Source organism: Mesorhizobium sp. KR2-14, assembly GCF_040049255.1.
In the GTDB taxonomy this organism is placed as follows: domain Bacteria; phylum Pseudomonadota; class Alphaproteobacteria; order Rhizobiales; family Rhizobiaceae; genus Pseudaminobacter.
Map to the genome: position 1 here is coordinate 198,984 of NZ_JBDZDR010000007.1, position 21,220 is coordinate 220,203.

At 65.6% G+C, this 21,220-nt stretch carries 23 protein-coding genes and 1 tRNA gene; 8 read left to right on the forward strand and 16 right to left on the reverse strand.

Annotated elements, in window-relative coordinates; all coding sequences use genetic code 11:
- Window positions 1-27 precede the first annotated feature (27 nt).
- Entirely contained in the window at window positions 28-912 is an 885-nt protein-coding gene (locus ABLE86_RS18175) for a LysR substrate-binding domain-containing protein (RefSeq protein ID WP_348780448.1), read from the forward strand.
- 42 nt (window positions 913-954) lie between these two features.
- Here the strand turns inward: ABLE86_RS18175 and ABLE86_RS18180 are convergent, their stop codons facing one another.
- From ABLE86_RS18180 to argH, 4 genes are all read right to left on the reverse strand, one after another.
- The gene (locus tag ABLE86_RS18180) at window positions 955-3,549 is read right to left on the reverse strand and encodes a TIGR02302 family protein (RefSeq protein ID WP_348780376.1); all 2,595 of its coding nucleotides are present in this window, start codon (window positions 3,547-3,549) and stop codon (window positions 955-957) included.
- A gap of 106 nt (window positions 3,550-3,655) precedes the next feature.
- Complete coding sequence (gene lysA / locus ABLE86_RS18185) at window positions 3,656-4,921, reverse strand: diaminopimelate decarboxylase (RefSeq protein ID WP_348780377.1); 1,266 nt, start codon at window positions 4,919-4,921, stop codon at window positions 3,656-3,658.
- A 16-nt stretch (window positions 4,922-4,937) separates the two neighbouring features.
- Window positions 4,938-5,144, reverse strand: coding sequence for a lipoprotein (locus tag ABLE86_RS18190; protein ID WP_348780378.1), 207 nt, complete (start codon window positions 5,142-5,144; stop codon window positions 4,938-4,940).
- 111 nt (window positions 5,145-5,255) lie between these two features.
- On the reverse strand, window positions 5,256-6,656 hold the full coding sequence (gene argH / locus ABLE86_RS18195; RefSeq protein ID WP_348780379.1) for an argininosuccinate lyase: 1,401 nt from the start codon (window positions 6,654-6,656) through the stop codon (window positions 5,256-5,258).
- 30 nt (window positions 6,657-6,686) lie between these two features.
- Here argH and ABLE86_RS18200 point away from each other — a divergent pair, with 30 nt between their 5' ends.
- Together ABLE86_RS18200 and ABLE86_RS18205 are read left to right on the forward strand one after the other, a co-directional pair.
- Window positions 6,687-7,394 (forward strand): TlpA disulfide reductase family protein, encoded by a 708-nt coding sequence (locus ABLE86_RS18200; RefSeq protein ID WP_348780380.1) that lies wholly within the window; start codon window positions 6,687-6,689, stop codon window positions 7,392-7,394.
- Between the two features lie 120 nt (window positions 7,395-7,514).
- Window positions 7,515-8,957 carry an FAD-binding oxidoreductase gene (locus ABLE86_RS18205; RefSeq protein WP_348780381.1) on the forward strand — a complete coding sequence of 481 codons (1,443 nt, stop codon included), beginning with the start codon at window positions 7,515-7,517 and terminating at the stop codon, window positions 8,955-8,957.
- Between the two features lie 62 nt (window positions 8,958-9,019).
- Here ABLE86_RS18205 and ABLE86_RS18210 read toward each other — a convergent pair whose 3' ends face one another.
- From ABLE86_RS18210 to ABLE86_RS18235, 6 genes are all read right to left on the reverse strand, one after another.
- Window positions 9,020-9,901, reverse strand: coding sequence for a 3-hydroxybutyryl-CoA dehydrogenase (locus tag ABLE86_RS18210; RefSeq protein ID WP_348780382.1), 882 nt, complete (start codon window positions 9,899-9,901; stop codon window positions 9,020-9,022).
- Window positions 9,902-10,014: 113 nt separating this feature from the next.
- A complete protein-coding gene (locus ABLE86_RS18215; protein WP_348780383.1) occupies window positions 10,015-10,944 on the reverse strand; it encodes an electron transfer flavoprotein subunit alpha/FixB family protein in 930 nt (309 codons plus the stop codon).
- Window positions 10,945-10,969: 25 nt separating this feature from the next.
- Window positions 10,970-11,719 (reverse strand): electron transfer flavoprotein subunit beta/FixA family protein, encoded by a 750-nt coding sequence (locus tag ABLE86_RS18220; protein WP_348780384.1) that lies wholly within the window; start codon window positions 11,717-11,719, stop codon window positions 10,970-10,972.
- A 247-nt stretch (window positions 11,720-11,966) separates the two neighbouring features.
- Window positions 11,967-12,737 carry a rhomboid family intramembrane serine protease gene (locus ABLE86_RS18225; RefSeq protein WP_348780385.1) on the reverse strand — a complete coding sequence of 257 codons (771 nt, stop codon included), beginning with the start codon at window positions 12,735-12,737 and terminating at the stop codon, window positions 11,967-11,969.
- Between the two features lie 30 nt (window positions 12,738-12,767).
- Window positions 12,768-13,349, reverse strand: coding sequence for a cob(I)yrinic acid a,c-diamide adenosyltransferase (locus ABLE86_RS18230; protein WP_348780386.1), 582 nt, complete (start codon window positions 13,347-13,349; stop codon window positions 12,768-12,770).
- A 23-nt stretch (window positions 13,350-13,372) separates the two neighbouring features.
- Window positions 13,373-13,567 carry a twin transmembrane helix small protein gene (locus ABLE86_RS18235; RefSeq protein WP_348780387.1) on the reverse strand — a complete coding sequence of 65 codons (195 nt, stop codon included), beginning with the start codon at window positions 13,565-13,567 and terminating at the stop codon, window positions 13,373-13,375.
- Between the two features lie 275 nt (window positions 13,568-13,842).
- On the opposite strand from ABLE86_RS18235, the gene ABLE86_RS18240 reads away from it, so the two are divergent.
- Entirely contained in the window at window positions 13,843-14,694 is an 852-nt protein-coding gene (locus ABLE86_RS18240; protein WP_348780388.1) for a YihY/virulence factor BrkB family protein, read from the forward strand.
- On the opposite strand, the gene ABLE86_RS18245 is transcribed toward ABLE86_RS18240, so the two are convergent.
- Window positions 14,661-15,554 (reverse strand): DMT family transporter, encoded by an 894-nt coding sequence (locus tag ABLE86_RS18245; RefSeq protein WP_348780389.1) that lies wholly within the window; start codon window positions 15,552-15,554, stop codon window positions 14,661-14,663. The genes ABLE86_RS18240 and ABLE86_RS18245 overlap by 34 nt on opposite strands.
- Window positions 15,555-15,682: 128 nt before the next feature.
- Here ABLE86_RS18245 and ABLE86_RS18250 point away from each other — a divergent pair, with 128 nt between their 5' ends.
- Entirely contained in the window at window positions 15,683-15,991 is a 309-nt protein-coding gene (locus ABLE86_RS18250) for a hypothetical protein (RefSeq protein ID WP_348780390.1), read from the forward strand.
- Between the two features lie 9 nt (window positions 15,992-16,000).
- On the opposite strand, the gene gluQRS is transcribed toward ABLE86_RS18250, so the two are convergent.
- Entirely contained in the window at window positions 16,001-16,885 is an 885-nt protein-coding gene (gene gluQRS, locus ABLE86_RS18255; protein ID WP_348780391.1) for a tRNA glutamyl-Q(34) synthetase GluQRS, read from the reverse strand.
- A gap of 73 nt (window positions 16,886-16,958) precedes the next feature.
- On the opposite strand from gluQRS, the gene ABLE86_RS18260 reads away from it, so the two are divergent.
- Both ABLE86_RS18260 and ABLE86_RS18265 read left to right on the forward strand, forming a co-directional pair.
- A complete protein-coding gene (locus ABLE86_RS18260; RefSeq protein WP_348780392.1) occupies window positions 16,959-17,618 on the forward strand; it encodes a DNA-3-methyladenine glycosylase in 660 nt (219 codons plus the stop codon).
- A 109-nt stretch (window positions 17,619-17,727) separates the two neighbouring features.
- Entirely contained in the window at window positions 17,728-18,285 is a 558-nt protein-coding gene (locus ABLE86_RS18265; RefSeq protein ID WP_348780393.1) for an HNH endonuclease, read from the forward strand.
- Between the two features lie 46 nt (window positions 18,286-18,331).
- Here ABLE86_RS18265 and ABLE86_RS18270 read toward each other — a convergent pair whose 3' ends face one another.
- Window positions 18,332-18,847 carry a disulfide bond formation protein B gene (locus ABLE86_RS18270; protein ID WP_348780394.1) on the reverse strand — a complete coding sequence of 172 codons (516 nt, stop codon included), beginning with the start codon at window positions 18,845-18,847 and terminating at the stop codon, window positions 18,332-18,334.
- A 38-nt stretch (window positions 18,848-18,885) separates the two neighbouring features.
- A complete protein-coding gene (locus ABLE86_RS18275) occupies window positions 18,886-19,473 on the reverse strand; it encodes a YqaA family protein (protein ID WP_348780395.1) in 588 nt (195 codons plus the stop codon).
- Between the two features lie 143 nt (window positions 19,474-19,616).
- Here ABLE86_RS18275 and ABLE86_RS18280 point away from each other — a divergent pair.
- A tRNA-Leu gene (locus ABLE86_RS18280) sits at window positions 19,617-19,701 on the forward strand.
- 202 nt (window positions 19,702-19,903) lie between these two features.
- Here ABLE86_RS18280 and ABLE86_RS18285 read toward each other — a convergent pair.
- Together ABLE86_RS18285 and ABLE86_RS18290 are read right to left on the reverse strand one after the other, a co-directional pair.
- Window positions 19,904-20,221 carry a glycine zipper domain-containing protein gene (locus ABLE86_RS18285; protein ID WP_348780396.1) on the reverse strand — a complete coding sequence of 106 codons (318 nt, stop codon included), beginning with the start codon at window positions 20,219-20,221 and terminating at the stop codon, window positions 19,904-19,906.
- Window positions 20,222-20,417: 196 nt separating this feature from the next.
- Window positions 20,418-21,194, reverse strand: coding sequence for an ABC transporter substrate-binding protein (locus tag ABLE86_RS18290; RefSeq protein ID WP_348780397.1), 777 nt, complete (start codon window positions 21,192-21,194; stop codon window positions 20,418-20,420).
- Between the last annotated feature and the right edge of the window lie 26 nt (window positions 21,195-21,220).

Below are 21,220 nucleotides of genomic sequence, written 5' to 3' on the forward strand. Positions count from 1 at the left end.
CAATCAGAAATTCTTATGGCCAAGGCAATGACGGTTCACCTCGACAGCGACCTGTTGCGCACCTTCGTGGCGGTTGCCGAGGCCAGTAATTTCACCAAGGCTGCCGAGCAGGTGCGCCGCACGCAGTCGGCAGTGTCGATGCAGATCAAGCGGCTGGAGGAGATGGTCGGCGAACCGCTGTTCGATCGCGGCTCGCGCGGCGTGTCGCTGACGCGCAAGGGCCAGGACCTCATCCATAATGCGCGCCGCATCGTCTCGCTGCTCGACGAGACGGCCGCGTCCATGCGCGCCGAACCGCTGGACGGGCCGGTGCGGATCGGCATTCCGGAGGAATACAGCTATTCGATCCTGTCGCGGGCGCTGGGGGCCTTCGCCAAGCGGCATCCGAAGGTGGAGATCACCGTCCGCTACGCCCATTCCGCCTCGCAGATGGAGGCGCTGGAGGCGGGCGAACTCGACCTTGCCGTGGTGTTCGAATGGCAGGACTTTTCCGACGGCGAGATATTGATGCGCGATCCCACGGTGTGGGTGACGTCCAACGTGCATCTCCAGCACGAGGAGCAGCCGCTTCCGGTGGCGCTCTACAACCGCGGCGGCTGGTGCAAGGACTTCGCCTTGAAGTCGCTGGAGGATCGCGGCCACGCCTATCGCGTCGCCTATACCAGCGACACCACGGGCGGGCTCAAACTGGCGGTGGCCTCCGGCCTCGCGATCGCGCCGGTGTCGCGCTCCAACATTCCGCCCGACTGCCGCGAACTGACCGCGGCCGAGGGCTTTGGCGACATCGACGCCTCGAATGTCGTGCTGCACCGCGCGCCGGGCGAGGCGAGCGAGGCGATCAACGGCATGGCGGAAGCGATCCGCGAGGCCTTCTACTCGCGCTTGACCGTCACCGTGCTGCCCGACGACTGACCGCGGCATGCGGCGCTGGCTTGCACCGGCGAGCTGGAAGACTCACCGCATCTCCAGCAGCCGCTCCAGATAGCGCTTCTCGATTTCCGGGCTGAGCGCATTGCCGAGCCGCTTGCGGATGGCGTCGAGGATCTGGCGGGCACGCTGCACGTCGATCTCGTCCGGCACCTTCACCGAATTGCCGAAGTCCGGGCCGGTGGTGGCGCGCGGGCGGCCGAGCGGATCGCGATCGGAATTCTGCTGGCCGCCGGGCTTGCTGCCGCCCTGTTCGTCCTGCATCGCCTGCCGCATTTGCTTCATCATGTCCTGGGCTCCGCGGCGCAGCGCTTCCAGCGCGCGGCCCTGCTCGCCGACTGCGCGATTGCCTTCGGCGTCGCCCAGCGCGTCCTCGGCCTGGCCCATGGCGTCGCCGGCCTCGCCGAAATCCTTGCCCGGCTGAATGCCCAGCTTTTCCATGTCCTTGGTCAGTCCCTGCAGGTCCTTGCGCAACTTGCCCTGGCCCTGCTGGAGCTGCTTGAGCGCATCCGCCAGGTCGTCCGGCGACGGCTGCGAGCCCGGCTGCTTGCCCGGCTTTTGACCTTTGCCCTGATGGCCGTCCTGCCGGCCGCGCCCCTCGTGCGGCAGCGGTCCGCCACGCTGCCATTCGCTGAATTCGTCTTCCTGCTGGCCCCGCTGCATCTGGTCCAGGCGGAACGTGTCGTTCATCATCTCCTGCTGGCGGCGCATGATCTCGCCCAGCTTGTCCATCTGCCGGCGCGTTTCGCTCTGCCCCTGGCCCTGTCCCTGGCCCTGCTGCTGGCGGCCCGCCTGCAGGTTGTTCATCATGTCCTGCAGCTGCGACAGAAGCTGCTCGGCCATGTCCTTGTTGCCGGACTTCGCCAGGTTCTCGATCTGGTCCATCATCCGCTCGAGGTCGCTCTGGCGCAGCTCCTGTCCGTCCTGCTGCTGTTGTCGCGCAAGGTTGGGGTCGCGCTTGGCGCGCTCGGCAAATTCGCGCAGGAAGTCGCTCATCGCCTGCCGCAGCTCCTTCATGAGCTTGTCGATCTCGTCGTCGCTGGCGCCGTTCTGCAGCGCCTGCTTGAGCGCCTCCTGCGCCTGGCGCAGGCGCTTCTCGGCGGTCGAAAGCGAGCCGTCTTCGATTGCCTGAGCCATCTGCCAGAAATAGTCGGAGGTGGCGCGCAACTGGTCATCCGAGCGGGCAATCTTGAGCTGCGTGCGACCGGCCATCAGGCCGAGGAAGTTCGCCAGGCTGTCGAACGTCTCTTCCGGGCGCAGCGTGATGGCATCGATGAGCTCGAGCGCATAGGGCTTGCGATTGGCATCGAGCGAGAAGATGCGGCGCTGCTCGGTCACGGCGCGCGCCAGCGGGTTGGCGAAGGGCCGCTCGGGAAGGGTGAAGGTCTTGGTCTCGCTGACCGCCTCCTGGCCGGCGTCGTCGGTCGCCTTCAGCGTGAGCCGCACCGTGCTGCCGGCCCAGACATGGTCGGTCAGGTCGCGCGAGGTCCGGGCCTTGCCATCGCCGCCGCGGCGGGGCAGGGCGAGCTTCAGTTCGGGAGCCTTGTAGAGCGGGTGGGCGTACGCGGCCTGCGGCGAGGCCAACTCGAACTCGGCCTTGGCGGATGCCGCCCCGTAGTCGTCGAGAATCTCGTAGTTGAGCTCCAGGGCGCCGTTGGCCGCCTGCTTCGGATCCTCCAGGAAGCGGATCGTCGGCGGCTTGTCGGGAATAATGGAGAAGGTCCATTGGCGCAGTTCGCGCCTTCCGGCGGTGAGGCTCAGCACGCCATCGGCATCGAGCTTGCCGGCAAACTCGCGTGCGGCCGTTGCCGCAGTGGCCACCGGCGTGGCGGCCTTGGTGGCGATCTCGTGTTCCGCGCCACTGGCGTCGGTGAAGGTCAGTGTTTCGTTGCCCGACCCACCGGAGACGCGCAGCGAAACCTCGCTGCCCTGCGGCACGGTGAAGTTGGCCTCGTAAGCATCCTTTGCATCAGAGGTCAGCAGCATCGGCGGCTTGCCGGTATAGGCCGGCGGGGTAACCCAGGCATCGATGCGAGGCGGGATGCTTTCGAAGCCCGAACCGGGCCGGAAGGCATCGGCTATGCTGCCACCCAACGGCCCTTGCGAGAAGGCAAAGGCCACGAATAGCAACAGCGCTGCCGCGTCGCGCAGGCCCCACGGGTCGCGCTCCGGCACGCGCGGGCGCGGCGCGTCGCTGTCGATATCGCCCAGCTTCTCGGCCATGCGCCGCTGGTGTTCGCGCCACAGCACCTGCGCGAAGGCACTCGGCGGGCCGCTTGGCCGGTCGGTCTGCACCAGCACCGGCGTATGCGGCAGCCGGCTCGCGGCTTCGATGCGCCGGTCGACCTCGGCCGGCGAGGGCTGGCGATAGAAGCGAAGCGGATAGAGCGCGGCCAACGCTGCCAGGGCAAAGACGCCCAGCAGCCCGAAGCGGACGAGTTCGGGCACGATGCGGAAGACGCCGAGCCAGGCCAGGCTGACGAACAGGCTCGCCGTCACCAGCAGCGGCAGCACCAAGGGCCAGCCGCGCTCCACCATCATGGAGGCAAGCGTGGCCAGCCTTGCGCGGCGCAGGCGCCGGACAAACCGGCCGTCGGCTGTATTTGCAGGCGTTTCCGTCATTGGCCTTTCCGGGCGCGCAAAGGCGCTACCTGACAGGAAAGCATAGCAGCAAACACGGCGAAGACGAGGCCGGGCAAGAAATCGTGATTGCTTGTCCCGGGCGTGATCAAAGCCAGTCGGGCAGCGAATCGAGCCCGATCAGCTCGTCGTAGCTCTGTCGGCGGCGGATGACGTGGAAGCGGTCGCCGTCGACCAGAACCTCGGGCACGAGCAGCCTGGTGTTGTAGGTTCCCGACTGCACCGCGCCATAGGCGCCGGCCGTGCTGACTGCGATCAGGTCGCCCGCCTGCAGGCGCGGCAGGTCGCGGTCGAGGCCGAGGAAGTCGCCGGTTTCGCAGACCGGGCCGACGACATCGACCACCATGCGCGGCGCGTCTACCGGCGGCTGCACCACCGGGCGGATCTCGTGGAAGGCTTCGTAAAGCGTCGGCCGGATCAGGTCATTCATGGCGGCATCGACGATCAGGAAGTTCTTGGCGTCGCCTTCCTTCAGGTAGATCACTTCCGAAACCAGGATGCCGGCATTGCCCACGATCAGCCGGCCGGGCTCGAACATCACCTTCAGGCCGAGCTTGCCGACACGCTCCTTCACCACCTGCGCATAGGCGTCGGGCAGGGGCGGGGGCGAATTGTCGGTGCGATAGGGAATGCCGAGCCCGCCGCCGAGATCGACATGGTCGATGGCATGGCCGTCGGCGCGTAGCGTCTCGACCAGTTCGGCAAGCAGCGCAAAGGCGTCGTCGAAGGGCTGCAGCTCGGTAATCTGGCTGCCGATATGCATGTCGATGCCGGTGATGCGGATGCCCGGCAGCTCGGCCGCGCGGGCATAGACGGCGCGCGCCCGCTGCCACGGAATGCCGAACTTGTTCTCGGCCTTGCCGGTGGAGATCTTCTGGTGGGTCTTGGCGTCGACGTCGGGGTTGATGCGCAGCGACACCGGCGCCTGCTTGCCCATCGCGACGGCGCGCGCCGAAAGAAGCTCCAGCTCCGGCTCCGACTCCACGTTGAAGCAGAGAATGTCGGCCGACAGCGCAAGGTCCATTTCGCGCGCGGTCTTGCCGACGCCCGAAAACAGGATCTTGCTGCCAGGAATGCCGGCGGCAAGCGCGCGGCGCAGTTCGCCCTCAGAGACCACGTCGGCGCCGGCGCCCAGCATCGCCAACGTCTTCAGCACCGCCTGGTTGGAGTTGGCCTTCAGCGCATAGCAGACCAACGCGTCGAGGCTGGCGAATGCCTGGCTGAACACGTTGAAATGCCGGGTCAGCGTCGCCGTGGAATAGCAATAGAACGGGGTGCCGACAGCCGTCGCGATTTCGGGCAGGGGCACGTCTTCGGCATGCAGCACGCCGTTGCGGTATTCGAAGTGGTTCACGGCAGTTCGGTTCCGATCAGATCAGGCCATCGAGGATGAACGGCTTGTCGGCAACCGGCGGCGCCGGCTCGGGCGGCAGCGGCTCGTTGGCCTTTTCAGCGTCCTTGCGCGCCTGCACGGCGGCTTCGTAGGGCGAGTCGAGGCCGGCCTTGCGCCCGCAGGCCGAGACCGCGGCGACCGCGGCCAGAAGCACGAGCGTGGTGAGAAGTCTGCTGCCGGTCATCCGTGTCATCCGTGCGTGAAAAATCCGTCCGCCGCTTGTAGCGAAGTTTTGCACGCTTTGCACCCCCGGCGATCCAGCGTCCGCGCAAATGGGGCCGCGGGAAGGCGCGCCTCAGGCCTTGGCGATGCGCTTCTTCCAGTAGCGGATCTGGCGGCGCACCTCGGCTGGCGCCGTGCCGCCGAAGGAGGTGCGGCTTTTCACCGAATTTTGCACCGACAGAACCGAGAAGACGTCCTCGGTGATGCCGGCATGGATCGACTGCAGGTCCTCCAGCGCGAGCTTCTCCAGCCCGACCTTCTTGCTCTCGGCCAGTGCCACGGCGCGGCCGGTGACATGGTGTGCGTCGCGGAAGGGCAGGTTAAGCGTGCGCACCAGCCAGTCGGCAAGGTCGGTGGCGGTGGAGTAGCCTGAGCCGGCGGCCTTCTTCATCGCCGCTTCGTTGATGGTCATGTCGCCGACCATACCGGTCATGGCCGCCAGCATCAGGTCGAGCGTTTCGGCCGCGTCGAAGACGGCTTCCTTGTCTTCCTGCATGTCCTTCGAATAGGCGAGCGGCAGGCCCTTCATTACCGTCAGCAGGCCGATCAGATGGCCGTTGACGCGGCCGGTCTTGGCGCGCACCAGTTCGGCGGCATCTGGGTTCTTCTTCTGCGGCATGATCGAGGAGCCGGTCGAAAAGCTGTCGGACAGCCTTACGAAGCCGAACTGCGGCGTCGACCAGATCACGATCTCCTCGGCCAGGCGCGACAGATGCGTGGCGCAGATGGCGGCAATCGACAAAAACTCCAGCGCGAAGTCGCGGTCCGACACGCTGTCCAGCGAATTGCGGGTCGGCTCGCGGAAGCCGAGCGCCTTGGCGGTGCGGAAGCGGTCGATGGGAAAGCCGGTGCCGGCGAGTGCCGCCGAACCCAGCGGGCTCTCGTCCATGCGCTCGATCGCGTCGCGCACCCGCGACAGGTCACGGCTGAACATCTCGACATAGGCCATGCAGTGGTGGCCAAAGGTCACCGGCTGCGCCGTCTGCATGTGGGTGAAGCCTGGCGTCACGGTTGCGGCATGCTCTTCGGCGCGCACCAGGAATGCCTCGATCAGGCCCTTCAGTGCGTCGGCGACGCGGAACAGTTCGTCCTTCACCCAGAGGCGGAAATCGACAGCCACCTGGTCGTTGCGCGAGCGGGCGGTGTGCAGGCGCCCGGCGGCGGAGCCGATCAGCTCGGCCAGCCTCGCTTCCACGTTCATGTGGATGTCTTCCAGCTTGGTCGAGAACTCGAACGCGCCGCTTTCGATCTCTTTCAATATCGTGTTCAGGCCGTGAGCGATTTTTTCTTGATCTTCCGTCGCAATGATGCCCGTCTCGGCAAGCATTTCGGAATGGGCGATCGAGCCGCGGATATCCTGCGCGTAAAGCTTCTTGTCGAAGTCGATCGAGGCGTTGATCGCTTCCATGATCGCGGCCGGGCCCGAGGCAAAACGTCCGCCCCACATCGCGTTGCTGGCCTTCTTGTCGCTCATCGTGGTAACCGGGCTCCGGAGATAAAGTGAATGGCTGACGAAAAGAAACTGATACCCACCACGCGTCTTCTGCTGATGGCGGCTGTGGCCGGCGGTTTTGCCGGCGCGATCGCGGTATATGCCACCAACATGTGGTCTGGCAACACGGCGCCGGCCGGTGCGCCGCAACCGCAGCTTTCCGCCAGCGCTCCGGTCGAGGACAGTGCCGACAACGCCGCCTGCGCGGCCAAGGCCGACAAGAGCAAGGGTGCCGCTGCGGCGGCGGTGGGCGAAGTGGCGGCGATGATGCCGGCCGACCCGCCGCGATCGGTCAGCAGCCTGGCCTTCACCTCGCCCGACGGCAAGCCGATGACGCTGGGGGACCACGCCGGCAAGACGCTGCTGGTCAATCTGTGGGCCACCTGGTGCGCGCCCTGCCGGGCCGAGATGCCGGCGCTCAACGCCTTGCAGAAGGAAAAGGGCGGCGAAAACTTCGAGGTCCTCGCCGTCAATGTCGACACCGGCGACAACGAGAAGCCGAAGAAGTTCCTCTCCGAGATCGGCGTAGACCAGCTTGGCCTCTACCGCGACAACACGCTTGGCCTCTTCAACACCTTGAAGACGCAAGGACTGGCGCTGGGCCTGCCGGTGACGCTGCTGGTCGACGGCGAGGGCTGCCTGCTTGCCCACATGAACGGGCCTGCCGAATGGGCGAGCCCCGATGCCAAGCGCCTGGTAGAGGCGGCGATCGGCAACTGACCTGGCGGTTTGCCGGGCAGGCGCCAGCCTGTCCGGTTTTTTTGCGCTCTGGCTTGTGCGTGAACCTGCGCAGGCGCAAAATTTGCTGGGGGACGGTCACACCCAAACGGGAGACTGTTCATGACCAGCCTCAATCTCACCACCCTCGGAGCAGGCAAGATCGCCATCGACGCGGCGGCGCTGGAAGCGCTCCCAGCCGGCCTGCGCGGCAGCTTGCTGCGCGAAGACGACGACGCCTATGAGGAGGCGCGCGTCATCTGGAACGCCATGATCGACCGGAAGCCGGGGCTTATCGTGCGCTGCTCCGGGGCAGCGGACGTCATGCAGGCGATCCGCTTCGCGCGCGACAACCAGCTTCTGGTCGCCGTTCGCGGCGGCGGTCACAACATTGCCGGCAGTGCGCTGTGCGACGGCGGGCTGATGATCGACCTGTCGCCGATGAAGTCGGTGCGGGTCGATGTGTCAGCCGAGCGAGCCTGGGTGGAGCCGGGCGCGACGCTTGCCGACGTGGACAAGGAAACGCAGGCCTTCGGCCTGGCGGTGCCCACCGGCATCAACTCGACCACCGGCATTGCCGGGCTCACGCTGGGAGGCGGATTCGGCTGGCTGACCCGCAAATACGGGCTGACATGCGATAGCCTCCTGTCGGCCGACGTCGTCACCGCCAATGGCGAGCTGGTGCGCGCGAGTGCCACGGAAAATCCGGACCTGTTCTGGGCGCTGCGCGGCGGCGGCGGCAATTTCGGCATCGTCACGGCCTTCGAATTCCAGCTGCACAAGGTCGGCCCAGAGGTTCTGTCCGGCCTGGTCGTGCATCCGTTCGAGGATGCGCGGGCGGTGCTGCGCGAATACCGCGAAGCACTTGCGGCCGCGCCCGACGAGTTCACCACCTGGGTGGTAATGCGCAAGGCGCCGCCGCTTCCGTTCCTGCCCGCCGAATGGCACGGCAAGGAGGTGCTGGTTCTGGCCATGTGCGATTGCGGCCCGATCGAAAAGGGCGAGGAAGCGGCAGCCCGGATGCGCGCAATCGGCACGCCCATTGCCGACGTCGTCAGCCCCCACCCGTTTACCGGCTGGCAGCAGGCCTTCGACCCGCTGCTGGCGCCGGGCGCGCGCAACTACTGGAAGAGCCACGACTTTGCCGAGCTTTCAGACGCGGGCATCGACCTGCTGATCGGCGCGGTTCGCGAACTGCCCGGGCCCGAATGCGAGATATTCATCGGATATGTCGGCGGTGCCGCCAGCCGCGTCCCGGCAGGCGCGACGGCCTTCCCGCAGCGGCTTCCGCACTTCGTCATGAACGTGCATGCGCGCTGGCGCGATCCGGCAATGGACAAGGCGTGCATCGAATGGGCACGGCGCCTCTACGAAGATGCCAGGCCGCTCGCCATCGGCACGGCTTATGTCAACTTCATGCCGGGCGACGAGGTCGAGCGCGTGGAGGCGGCCTATGGCGCTAACTATCAGCGTCTTGCAGAGATCAAGCAGCGCTACGACCCGCAAAACATGTTCCGGCTGAACCAGAATGTGCGGCCGAAGACGGGGCTGCGGGCCGCCGAATAGGGCGAGTTCTTGAGAAGTCAGGGGTGCGGCGGCCGTCGCGGATGCAGGCCGCCGCCATAGGATTAGCGCGTCGGCACCGGGTGCTCGCCGCGATAGTCGTAGAAGCCGCGGCCGGTCTTGCGGCCGAGCCAGCCGGCCTCGACATATTTCACCAGCAGCGGGCAGGGGCGGTATTTCGAATCCGACAGGCCGTCATGGAGCACCTGCATGATGGACAGGCAGGTGTCGAGGCCGATGAAGTCGGCAAGCTGCAGCGGCCCCATCGGATGGTTGGCGCCGAGCCGCATCGCGGTGTCGATGGCTTCAACCGTGCCGACGCCCTCATAGAGCGTGTAGATCGCCTCGTTGATCATCGGCAGCAGGATGCGGTTGACGATGAAGGCCGGGAAGTCCTCCGAAACGGTGGTGGTCTTGTCGAGCCGGTGGACGAATTCCTTGGCCGCCTCGAAGGTCTTGTCCTCGGTGGCGATGCCGCGCACCAGCTCGACCAGCTTCATGACCGGAACGGGGTTCATGAAATGTATGCCGATGAAGCGCTCCGGCCGGTCGGTCTGCGAGGCCAGCCGCGTGATCGAGATCGACGAGGTGTTGGTGGCCACTATCGCCTCGGGATTGAGCAGCGGGCAGAGCTGGGCATAGATCTTGCGCTTGACCGTCTCGTCCTCGGTGGCAGCCTCGATGACGAGATCTGCGCCGGCGAGGTCGGCCATGTCATGGGCGGCCGAGATGCGCGACATGGCGGCCTTGCGCTGGTCTTCCGACAGCTTGCCGCCACTGACCTGGCGGGCCAGGTTGCCGCTGATGGTGGCGATGCCCTTTTCGATGCGTTCGCCGGAGATATCGTACAGCAGCACCTTGTATCCCGCGAGCGCCGAGACATGGGCGATGCCGCCGCCCATCTGGCCCGCGCCAATGATGCCGATCGTCTCGATGGTGCTGCTCATTATTTTGATCCCGTGAAGGGCCCTTTCAGACATTTTGTGCAGTGCAAACTAAATGGCCGGGGCGGTTTCGTCCACCCCGGCCATTCCAATTTAATATGCTTGTCGCGGAGGCGTCAAAGCGCCTTTTCGAGTTCCGGCAGGATGGTGAAGAGGTCGCCGACGAGGCCGTAGTCGGCCACCTGGAAGATCGGTGCTTCCTCGTCCTTGTTGATGGCGACGATGACCTTGGAGTCCTTCATGCCGGCCAGGTGCTGGATCGCACCGGAGATGCCGACGGCGATGTAGAGCTCGGGCGCGACCACCTTGCCGGTCTGGCCGACCTGCCAGTCGTTGGGGGCATAGCCGGCGTCGACCGCGGCGCGCGAGGCGCCCACCGCCGCGCCGAGCTTGTCGGCCACCGGCAGGATGACCTCCTGGAACTTCTCGGAAGAGCCGAGCGCGCGGCCGCCGGAGATGATGATGCGGGCGGACGTCAGCTCCGGACGGTCGCTTTCCGACAGCTTGTTCTCGATGAAGGTCGACAGGCCCGGGTTGGCGGCGGCAGAAGCCGTCTCGACCGGAGCCGAGCCGCCTTCACCTGCGGCCTGGAAGCCGGCGGTGCGCACGGTGATGACCTTCTTGGCCTCCGGCGACTGCACGGTCTGGATGGCGTTGCCGGCATAGATCGGGCGCTTGAAGGTGTCGGGCGACACGACCTCGACGATTTCCGAGATCTGCGACACGTCGAGCAGGGCGGCGATGCGCGGGGCGACGTTCTTGCCCGACGCGGTCGCCGGCGCGACGATGGTGTCGTAGTTGCCGGCCAGCGCCACCACGGTGTCGGCCAGCGGCTCGGCCAGGCGCTGCTCGAGCTCGTCGGCCTCGACCAGAAGCACCTTGCGCACGCCCTGCAGCTTGGCGGCGGCGTCGGCGGCGCCCTTGGCGCCCTTGCCGGCGACCAGCACGTCGACGTCCGAGCCGATCTTCAGCGCGGCCGACAGGGCCTTGGCGGTCTGCTCGGAGAGCGTTGCGTTGTCGTGTTCGGCGATGAGGAGAATTGCCATTGTCTGTTCCCTTTCCTTCCGAACCTTAAAGCACGCCGGCTTCGTTCTTGAGCTTGTCGACCAGCTCGGCAACCGAGCCGACCTTCACGCCCGCCTTGCGGCCGCCCGGCTCCTCGGTCTTCAAGACCTTCAGGCGCGGGGTCACGTCGGCGCCGAAGTCGGCCGGGGTCTTCTCGTCCAGCGGCTTCTTCTTGGCCTTCATGATGTTGGGCAGCGAGGCGTAGCGCGGCTGGTTGAGGCGCAGGTCCGTGGTCACGATGGCGGGCATCTTCAGCTCGACCGTCTGCAGGCCGCCGTCGACCTCGCGGGTGACCTTGGCCTTGTCGCCGTCGATCTCGATCTCGGAGGCAAACGTGCCCTGCGCCCAGCCCAGCAGTGCGGCCAGCATCTGGCCGGTCTGGTTGGCGTCGTCGTCGATCGCCTGCTTGCCGAGGATGACCAGGCCCGGCTTCTCGGCCTCGACCACGCCCTTCAGCACCTTGGCCACGCCCAGCGGCTCGGTTTCGCCTTCGGTCTTGACCAGGATCGCGCGGTCCGCGCCCATCGCCAGCGCCGTGCGCAGCGTTTCCTGCGCCTGGGCCGGGCCGATCGACACCACGACGATCTCCTCGACCTTGCCGGCCTCCTTCAGGCGAATCGCTTCCTCGACCGCGATTTCGTCGAACGGGTTCATCGACATCTTGACATTGGCGAGCTCGACGCCCGAGCCATCCGACTTCACGCGGATCTTCACGTTGTAGTCGACAACCCGCTTGACCGGGACGAGAACTTTCATGTGTTTCTCACCTCTCTGATGATACTTTGGAGCGCTCCCTACCAGAGCGAGGCTCCTCCCATTTGCCGATTGACGACATATTAGTCGAAAAACCGGCAAATTCCGATCTGTACTTCCGCTGGCAACCAAGCGCCCGCAAGCGGCCGGACCCTAGTTAGCGGCGAAAAGCGCGTCAATATCCCGAACCGCGGCAAATCGTTTGAACGTGGCGCGATCGAGCCCGTTTCGATAGGTCCAGAACCCCGGTTCAGGGACGGCCCCATGGCCACGGGCCCGTGCCATCCGCCGGCGGCGCCGGTTCGGGCTGCGCGGCCTCCGCCGCCGGGGCTTCCGCCCCCTCCTGGTCGAAAAGCGGCACGTCGCGGCTGCGCAAGAACACCACCAGCACGGCACCTGCCGCGATGCCGCCGGCATGGCAGGCCCAGGAGATCTGGTCGTCGCCGCCCAGGACGAGCATCGAAAGCTGGAAGGCGATCCAGAGGCCGAGCGTGATGTAGGCCGGGATGCGCAGCGGGACGCGGCCGAAGAACAGTACCCACACCTTCACCCGCGGATAGAGGATGAGATAGGCCGTCACGATGCCCGCAACGGCACCGGACGCACCGATGAGCGGAGCCTGCGAATCGGGCGCGACGAGACCGTGCACCACCGCGCCGCTGATGGCGCAGAGCAGATAGAACAGCAGGTAGCGGAGATAGCCGAGCGCATCCTCGACATTGTCACCGAACACCCACAGAAACAGCATGTTGCCGCCCAGGTGCAGGATGTCGTTGTGCAGGAAGGCGTAGGTCACATAGGTGAGCAGCGTCGGCACCAGCATCAGGTCGAGCGGCAGCTCGGCCCTTTCGAAGGCCACCGACGGGATGTAGCCAAGGCCCAGCATCCGGGCCTGCACGGTGTAATCGTCTGAAAACGAAGTGAGGAAGAAGACCGCGACGTTGACCGCGATCAGCCCTATCGTGACGTATTGATGCTTGATGTGCCTGAGATGATTGGAATCGTAGAGCGGAATGAACATCGGCTTGTCGTCCGCTCCTCTGGCATGCCGCTATCGATTCTTGCCGGGCACCCATAGCACATCGGCCGCTCCATTGTCATTGACGACACGGGCGGCCACGAAGAGCAGGTCCGAGACCCGGTTGATATATTTGATGCCGTCGCGGTTGACGTGCTCGGCCGGGTCCTGCGCCAGCGCTACCATCATGCGCTCGGCACGGCGCGCCACGGTGCGGGCCAGGTGTAGCGCGGCGGCCGCCGGCGAGCCACCGGGCAGCACGAAGGAGCGCAGCGGCTGCAAGTCCTTGTTCAGGAGATCGATGTCGGCCTCCACCCGTGCGGTCTGGGCCGCAACGATGCGCAGAGGCTCGTAGCTCAGCGGCTTGCCGGTGTCCGGCGTGGCGAGGTCGGCGCCGAGGTCGAACATGTCGTTCTGGATGCGGGCCAGCATGGCGTCGATCTCGGGGTGGACGGCTTGCGTGTGCAGCCGGGCCAGTCCGATGCAGGCATTGGCTTCGTCCACCGTGCCGTAGGCTTCCACGCGCAGGTCCGACTTCAGGCGCCGTTCGCCGCTGCCCAGGCCGGTGGTGCCGTCGTCGCCGGTTCGGGTGTAGATCTTGTTGAGCTTTACCATTTGCCTCCTCCCGGTTTGTTCGCTCAACCGCCGCGGCTGAAATACAGGGCGACCAGAATGAGCACCAGCGCGATGAACTGCAGGAACACGCGCATCTGCATCAACTTGTTCGAGGTGTTGCCGGAGCCGCCGCGCATCATGTTCATCAGCCCGCGGATCAGCACGACCACCACGGCGAACATGATGACGATGGCGAAAATGTTGAAGACGGTTGCCATTTGTTTTCCAGCTTCGTTGCTTCGGTCTGGCCCCCGATTGTCTGGCCGCATGGCGTGCATGGGCACGGGCGCGGTCGGGCAATGCCGGCAGGCGATGCCATGACATAACCCGATCTGCCGGATGACGATAGGAGGGCGTGGCTCATTACCGCACGGCGCCTCCGGTCTCTCCGCAGGCGCCGGGCAGCAGCGGCTTTCAGGGTTGCCAATGCCGGGCATGCCTTCCCATATTCCCGGCCGTATGAGGCCAGGGAGAAGAATCGGATGCGGGCAGGATGAGAACGATCGTCGCGATAAAGCGCATCCTGTTCGATGCCGTTGGCCATTTCTATGACGATGACGGCTGGGCGATGGCGAGTCATCTGGCGATCACCGCGCTGATGGCGCTGTTTCCCTTCCTCATCTTCGCAACCACGCTGGCGGGCTTCCTGGGAGCCAAGGCGTTTGCCGACACAGCGGTGCACCTTGTCTTCGACACCTGGCCGACCGAGATTGCCGCGCCCATCGCCGATCAGGTCCGGGAGGTGCTGACCGTCCAGCGCGGCGACCTGCTGACCTATGGCGCGCTACTGGCGGGGTTTTTCGCCTCGAACGGCGTCGAGGCCCTGCGCAGCGCGCTCAACCGCGCCTATCGCGTCAGGGAAACCCGCTCCGTCTTTTTTCGGCGGCTGCAGAGCCTGGCATTCGTGCTGATCGCCACCGTCGTTTTTGTGGCCATCAGCGTGCTGCTTGTGCTGGCGCCGCTGCTGGTGCGCCTGGCAATGGCCAAGTTCGAATGGATGAGGCCTTACATGGGCACCATCACGCTGTGGCGCTATGTGATCGCTGCAACGGTGCTGGTTCTGGCGCTGGTTGCCGTGCATGTCTGGCTGCCGGCCGGCAGGCGCAGCCTGGTGGCAATAGCGCCTGGCATCTGCTTCACGCTGGTGGGCTGGCTGGTGGGGTCGGCGGTCTTCGCGACCTATCTCGACAATTTCTCGTCCTATGTGACGACCTATGCGGGGCTCGCCTCGATCATGATCGCGGTGGTGTTCCTCTACATCATCTCGGCCGTCTTCATCCTGGGCGGAGAGCTCAACGCGGCCATATTGCGCTATGTCGAAGCGCGAGCCCGCGTGCCCGGCTGAGCCATGGCCAGGCCGACGCCCAGCATCGTCAGGGCCATGCCGGCCAGTTGCAGCGGCGTCAGCGTCTCGCCGAACAGAGCCCAGGCCATGATCGCGGTGACAGCCGGCACCAGGTAGAAAAGCGACGAGACCTTCGACATCTCGCCATCGCGGATCATCACCATGAGCAGGAAGATGGCGCCGATGGAAAGCACCAGGACCAGCCAGAGCATGGCGAAGACGAGTTCGCCATTGATGGTAACGGTGCGGGTTTCGACGGCGAAGGAGGCGGCGGTCATGACCGCGGCCACGCCGAGATATTGAAAGACCGTGCCGGTGACCAGGTCGCCCCCGGCTCCGAAGCGCTTTTGCCAGATTGTGCCGGCGGTCATGCCGGCCATGGCGACGAATGCCGCCGACAGGGTCTGCCATGTCACGCCGCCGTCAATGGCGCCGAGCTGCGGGGAAAGCACGATCGCGACGCCGGCAAAGCCCGCCGCCAGGCCCGCCCAGTGGCGCGGCAGCACCCGCTCGCCAAGCACTCGGCCCGCCACGAGGGCGGTGACCAGGGGCTGCAGTCCGGCAATCAGCGCGGCAAGCCCGGCCGGCAAGCCGCGATGGATCGCCCAGAACACCCCGCCGAGATAGACCCCGTGCATAAGCGCGCCGGCGATCGCGGAATGCAGCGCAAGCCGGCGCCCGGTCCAGCGCGCGCCGACCAGAACGGAAAGCAGGCCCAGAAGCAGGAATGCGAGTGCGAACCGCGCTGCCAGGAAGGTGAAAGGCTCGGCCCAGGGCATCGCATAGCGGGCGCCGATGAATCCGGTGGACCAGAACAGCACGAAAGCCGCGGGAACCAGTTTCTTGAGGCTTGACGGCATGCATGACCCCCGGTGCACGGGGTCCTCTACCCCTTTGGCTTGCGGCGTCTGCTCTAATGCCATTCATTTTCTCAAGCAAAGGGAAACGTTTGATCCTTAGATTGGAGAAGTGTGGGGCGGATGCCGTCATGGCTTCGAAAGGAGCGGGCGTGCTTTGGAATCTCGAATATGGCTGGCTGATGATGGCCGTCGCGATGGTGGCGGTGATCGCCTTCATCTTTGGCGCGGCGCTGGACGTGCTCATGCGTGACGACGGCTTCGGCCCCATCGGCAACATGACACTGTTCACGGCCGGCTTCTTCGCCGCCATATTTGCCGTCAACTGCTACGGCATCCCGCTTCGCGACCTTACCCTTGCCACGGCGACCGGCCTTTGCGGTGCCTTCGTGACAATCGCCGTCCTGGCTTTGGCCAAGGCGGGCCTTTCGCGCATCTGAGCTGGTCTTTCAGAGGCCGACCATGCGCCGGACCTCGGCCGGCGAAACGCCGGCGCGCCGCAGTTCGGCGAGGCCGCTGGCGTTCTCGCTTTTCGACAGCTTGCGGCCATCGGCCCCGAGGATCAGCCTGTGATGGAAATAGCCGGGCGCCGGCAGGCCGAGCAGGCTTTGCAGCAGCCGCTGCATGCCGGTTGCGGCGTAGAGATCGCGGCCGCGAACGACGTGGGTGACGCCTTGCAAGGCGTCGTCGGCCACCACCGAAAGATGATAGCTGGTGGGGATCTCGCGGCGGGCGATGACCACGTCGCCCCAGTCCTGCGGCCGCGCTTCGATGGCCCGCGTGTCGAGCAGCGTCTCGTCGGAGAACTCGTTCCAGAACAAGGGGGCTTCGAGCCGCGCAAGCGCGGCTTGCGTGTCGAGGCGCCAGGCAAAGGCAGCGCCGTCTTCGATGCGGCGCCGGCGCTTGGCCCCCGAGAGCGTCTTGTCGGCGGCGGGATAGAGCGGTGCGCCGTCGGGGTCGCGCGGCCAGGGCCGACCGGTTGCCTCGACCTCGGCGATATGGGCGCGGATCTCGCCGCGGCTCATGAATGCGGGATAGACGAGTTCGGCGTCGATCAGCTTTTGCAGAAGCGCCTCGTATTCCGCCAGATGTTCCGACTGGCGGCGGACCGGCAGCTCCCATTCGATGCCGAGCCAGGCGAGGTCGCGATAGATGCCGGCTTCGAACTGCGGCGTGCAGCGCGTGATGTCGATGTCCTCGATGCGCAGCAGCAGCCGCCCGGCCCTGGCTTGTGCCAGGCGCGCATTGAGCAGGGCCGAATAGGCATGGCCGAGATGCAGCTCGCCGTTCGGGCTCGGTGCGAATCGAAAGACGGGCGCGGCAGGAGTGTTCATCGCAAAAGCACATATCGGGTTGAACGGGCGATGCCCTGATTGCTACTTTGCCGCCGAACCCGGGACAAGACGCATGCGCCGCATCAGATCGCTTGACGACATCTCCGAAGGGCTCTCCGCGCTCTGCGCCATCGACCCGCGGCTGAACGGCGTGCGCGCGCTGGCGGGCGAGGTGCCGTTGCGCCTGTCCGAACCGGGCTTTGTCAGCCTGGCATCGATCATCGTCTCGCAGCAGGTGTCTCGCGCGAGCGCCGATGCGATATTCGGGCGTCTGATCACCCTGCTTTCGCCGCTCACGCCGCAGGCGCTGCTCGGCGCGGGCGAGGCGGTGTTTCGCGAGGCCGGCCTGTCGCGCCCCAAGGTGCGCACGCTGCTGGCCGTGGCTCAGGCGGTTGAAGACGGGCTCGACCTGAACCATCTGTGCGAACTCGATGCCGCCGAGGCGATCGGGCACATGACGGCCGTGCCCGGGATCGGGCCGTGGACGGCCGAAGTCTACCTTCTGTTCGCGGCCGGCCACCCGGACATCTTCCCGGCGCGCGACGTGGCGCTGCAGACGGCAGTGGGCCAGGCGCTGGGGCTCGACCCCCGCCCGGGCGAGAAGATTCTGGCCGGGCTGGCCGAATCATGGGCCCCCTGGCGCGGGGTCGCGGCACGCCTCTTCTGGTCATATTATCGTGAAATCAGGGGCCGCGAGGGGGCTCCACCGTCGAAAATGCCAAAAAAAGCCTGAAATCGATGATTTTTGGAGGCGGGCGACAACAGCGAAACGCTTCACATCACTGTCACGTCGCGCTTACAGTATCTATGCCGAAAGGTTCATAGGACAAGGAGGTGAGTCAGTGACGGTCACCGTATCTCCGGATGGCCTGCCTGCTCTGGTGCTGAACGCGGATTATCGCCCGCTCAGCTATTACCCCCTGTCGCTCTGGTCGTGGCAGGACGCCATCAAGGCCGTGTTCCTCGACCGGGTGAACATCGTTGCAGAATACGACCAGGAAGTTTCCTCGCCCTCGTTCTCGATGCGGCTGCCGAGCGTCATCTGCCTGAAGAACTATGTAAAGCCGTCGCGCCACCCGGCGTTCACCCGCTTCAACGTGTTCCTGCGCGATCGTTTCGAGTGCCAGTATTGCGGCGCGTCGGACGAACTCACCTTCGACCATGTCGTTCCGCGCCATCGCGGTGGGGCCACCACCTGGGAAAACGTCGTGGCTGCCTGCTCGCCCTGCAACCTCAGGAAGGGCGGCATGATGCCGGCGCAGGCCAAGATGTGGCCCAAGCAGACGCCCTACCAGCCCACGGTGCACGATCTGCACAACAATGGCCGGCTGTTTCCGCCGAACTATCTGCACGAAAGCTGGCTCGACTATCTCTACTGGGACGTCGAACTGGAGCCGTGAGGCGCGCGCTTCTGCCGGCTCTTGCGGCTGTCGCCGTTTCCTTGAACTAGGGTTTGCCGACGGCGCCGCGGAAGGCGATGATTGCCAGAACCAGGCTGGCAATGGCGTTCCATCCGGCCATGGAGAGGCCGAGGATGCGCAGGGCGGCCTTTTCGCAGGAGGGCGGCATTGCCGTGTTGAGCGCATCAAGGATGCCACCGCCGCCCGTGTCCACCGGCGTGGAGACGGCGCCGCAATCGGTCGGACCGGGCCACCAGCCCCATTCGACGCCGGAGTGAAACACCCCGAGGTAGAGACCATAGGCCATCAGCAGCGCGCCGATCAGCAGCAGGCCCCGCGTCACCGCCGCCGGCCAGTTGAGGCTCGACGACAAGGCGGCGACCGCCATCAGCGGAATGCCGGCGTAATAGGGGGTGCGCTGTTCCAGGCAGAGCTTGCAGGGAATGTAGCCGCCGAGATGCTCGAAGCCCAGCGCGGTGCCCACCACGGCGGCCATGGCGACGAGCAGCATGATCGCGGTGACGGTCTGGACGCTGCTGGTGGGTTGGGTAAGGCTGGACATGATCCGATTATCCGATGCGCCTCGGGCGTTGGGGGCGGTCAAAGCACGTATCTCGCGGCGAGGTATAGCACGATGAGGGCGCCTGCGCCCGCGCCGGCGAGCAGGCCCAGCCGCTCCTCGACGAAGTTGCGGATCGGCTCGCCATAGCTGCGCAGCAGCCAGGCCAGGAAGAAGAAGCGGCCGCCGCGGGCGACGATCGCGGAAGCCACGAACAGTCCCAGGTCCACATGGATGACGCCGGCGAGGATGGTCACCACCTTGATCGGCGGCAGATGCGTGGCGCCCGACGTCAGCAGCAGCAGCAGGATGAAGCCGGCGCCGGACGAGGCCTTCAGCGCCTCGAACTGGTCGAGCTTGCCGTAGAACTCCAGCACCGGCTTGGCGATGCTTTCATAGGCGTGATAGCCGATGTACCAGCCGGCGATGCCGCCCAGCACCGATGCCACCGTCGCCACCAGCGCGTAGCGATAGGCGCGGTTGGGCCGCGACAATGCCATCGGCAGATAGAGAACGTCGGCCGGAATCAGGAAGACGGAGCTTTCCACGAAGGCGATGAAGGCGAGCCACCATTCGGCGGATTTGCGTGCCGCCAGCGACAGGGTCCAGTCGTAAAGTCTGCGAAGCATGGAGGGTTCCGTTGATGGGCCGGTTCTGTCTAGAGAGAATTCCAGGGCTTAACAATGGCGTTGCGCAACGAATTCGATAACTGGGCAGTTGACGGCGACAGGCCGGACCGTATAGTCCGCAACCGTCCGCCCGCAAGGGCAGGGCCCCCTTGGCGGAATTGGTAGACGCGCCTGACTCAAAATCAGGTTCCGAGAGGAGTGCTGGTTCGATCCCGGCAGGGGGCACCACCGCCGCCACAGTTCGGCGCTATTTTCTCGAACATATTGCTTTCGGATGCAGCCTCGGATTCGGCGGGCGCCGTCTCGGTCGTTCTGCGCGCCGGTGATGCGGCAGCGGCTGTCGGCATCCCTGCGGCAAGGATCACACCGGCCCGGAAGCTGTTCTGCCGGGCCGGTGCGAAGTTCGTTAAACCCCCATGGGGTGCAGTCCTCAGTACCGGCCGTTGTAGTAGCGGTCGTCGCAGGGCGCGGTGTAGACGCGGCCGTCATGTGCGCGATAGCGGCACATTTCCTCGCCGCCGCGCTTGGGGGTCGTCATGTTGCCGACCGCCGCACCCAGCAGGGCGCCGCCCGCGGCGCCAACCACCGTGCTGGTGGTGTTGCGGCCCAGCGCCTGGCCCACGAGCGCGCCGCCAGCAGCGCCGATCAGTGCACCGGTGCCGGCGCGCTGCTCTCGTTCGGTCGAGGCGCAGCCGGCCAGAACCATGGCAAGCAGGGCAACGACGGTGGTGATCTTGAACAGTTTCATTCGGGTAGTCCTCTCCTTGTAAGCCCCCGCCCCAGGCCTGCTTGCCCGCACGTCGCAAGGGCGAGCGGGCGATGTGTGGGCGGGGCTTTTTGCCGGCAGGAATGCCGGCGCGGCCGCCGCCGTCAACGCGGCCAGGATCGAACGGCGAGGTTGCTGCCCGCCGTTCGAAAGCTCGACACAAGCCGACGCTTGCGGCTTATTCGCCGAAGACGTCGAACTTGAAGTACTTGTCGTTGATTTCCTTGTACTTGCCGTTGGCGCGGATCGCGTCGATGGCAACGTTCAGCTTCTCGCGAAGCTCGTCCTCGCCCTTGCGCAAGGCGATGCCGGCGCCGGGGCCGTGGATCTCCTCGACGGACTTGAAGGTGCCGACCAGCTTGCAGCAGTCGCCTTCCGGCGAATCCAGCCATTCCTGGATCGAGACGATGTCGTCGTTGATAGCGTCGAGACGACCGTTGGCCAGATCGAGCTGGTATTCCTGCGCGGTCGGGTAGGCCTTGACGGTGCTGTCGGTGAAGGCCTGTTCGGCATAGTTGAAGTGGATGGTCGAGCCCTGCACGCCGATGGTCTTGCCGGCCAGGTCTTCCTTGGTGGTGCCGTTGATGTCGGCATCCTTGCGCGCGGCGATCGCCGGCGGGGTGTCGATATACTTGTTGGTGAAATCGACCTGCTGCTTGCGTTCGTCGGTGATCGACATCTGCGCGATGATGGCGTCGAACTTGCCGGCCTGCAGGGCGGGGATGATGCCGTCCCATTCCTGGGTCACGAACTCGCACTTCACCTTCATCTCGTCGCAGAGCGCGTTGGCGATGTCGATGTCGAAGCCCTCGAGCTTGCCGTCGGCGGTCAGGTTGTTGAAGGGAGGATAGGCGCCCTCGGTGCCGATCTTCAGGACCTTCTCTTCCGCCTGCGCGGCGCCGATCGCGAGCGCGATGGCCGAAGCCGCAAGGGCAAGACGCATTGCAATACGCATAGTGTTCCTCTCAATAATGCCGCCGC

Coding starts and splice junctions, on each gene's coding strand:
- ABLE86_RS18175 (WP_348780448.1), top strand. CDS start 28: ATGACGGTTCACCTCGACAGCGACCTGTTGCGCACCTTCGTGGCGGTT.
- ABLE86_RS18180 (WP_348780376.1), bottom strand. CDS start 3,549: ATGACGGAAACGCCTGCAAATACAGCCGACGGCCGGTTTGTCCGGCGC.
- ABLE86_RS18190 (WP_348780378.1), bottom strand. CDS start 5,144: ATGACCGGCAGCAGACTTCTCACCACGCTCGTGCTTCTGGCCGCGGTC.
- argH (WP_348780379.1), bottom strand. CDS start 6,656: ATGAGCGACAAGAAGGCCAGCAACGCGATGTGGGGCGGACGTTTTGCC.
- ABLE86_RS18200 (WP_348780380.1), top strand. CDS start 6,687: ATGGCTGACGAAAAGAAACTGATACCCACCACGCGTCTTCTGCTGATG.
- ABLE86_RS18205 (WP_348780381.1), top strand. CDS start 7,515: ATGACCAGCCTCAATCTCACCACCCTCGGAGCAGGCAAGATCGCCATC.
- ABLE86_RS18210 (WP_348780382.1), bottom strand. CDS start 9,901: ATGAGCAGCACCATCGAGACGATCGGCATCATTGGCGCGGGCCAGATG.
- ABLE86_RS18215 (WP_348780383.1), bottom strand. CDS start 10,944: ATGGCAATTCTCCTCATCGCCGAACACGACAACGCAACGCTCTCCGAG.
- ABLE86_RS18220 (WP_348780384.1), bottom strand. CDS start 11,719: ATGAAAGTTCTCGTCCCGGTCAAGCGGGTTGTCGACTACAACGTGAAG.
- ABLE86_RS18225 (WP_348780385.1), bottom strand. CDS start 12,737: ATGTTCATTCCGCTCTACGATTCCAATCATCTCAGGCACATCAAGCAT.
- ABLE86_RS18230 (WP_348780386.1), bottom strand. CDS start 13,349: ATGGTAAAGCTCAACAAGATCTACACCCGAACCGGCGACGACGGCACC.
- ABLE86_RS18235 (WP_348780387.1), bottom strand. CDS start 13,567: ATGGCAACCGTCTTCAACATTTTCGCCATCGTCATCATGTTCGCCGTG.
- ABLE86_RS18240 (WP_348780388.1), top strand. CDS start 13,843: ATGAGAACGATCGTCGCGATAAAGCGCATCCTGTTCGATGCCGTTGGC.
- ABLE86_RS18245 (WP_348780389.1), bottom strand. CDS start 15,554: ATGCCGTCAAGCCTCAAGAAACTGGTTCCCGCGGCTTTCGTGCTGTTC.
- ABLE86_RS18250 (WP_348780390.1), top strand. CDS start 15,683: ATGGCTTCGAAAGGAGCGGGCGTGCTTTGGAATCTCGAATATGGCTGG.
- gluQRS (WP_348780391.1), bottom strand. CDS start 16,885: ATGAACACTCCTGCCGCGCCCGTCTTTCGATTCGCACCGAGCCCGAAC.
- ABLE86_RS18260 (WP_348780392.1), top strand. CDS start 16,959: ATGCGCCGCATCAGATCGCTTGACGACATCTCCGAAGGGCTCTCCGCG.
- ABLE86_RS18270 (WP_348780394.1), bottom strand. CDS start 18,847: ATGTCCAGCCTTACCCAACCCACCAGCAGCGTCCAGACCGTCACCGCG.
- ABLE86_RS18275 (WP_348780395.1), bottom strand. CDS start 19,473: ATGCTTCGCAGACTTTACGACTGGACCCTGTCGCTGGCGGCACGCAAA.
- ABLE86_RS18285 (WP_348780396.1), bottom strand. CDS start 20,221: ATGAAACTGTTCAAGATCACCACCGTCGTTGCCCTGCTTGCCATGGTT.
- ABLE86_RS18290 (WP_348780397.1), bottom strand. CDS start 21,194: ATGCGTATTGCAATGCGTCTTGCCCTTGCGGCTTCGGCCATCGCGCTC.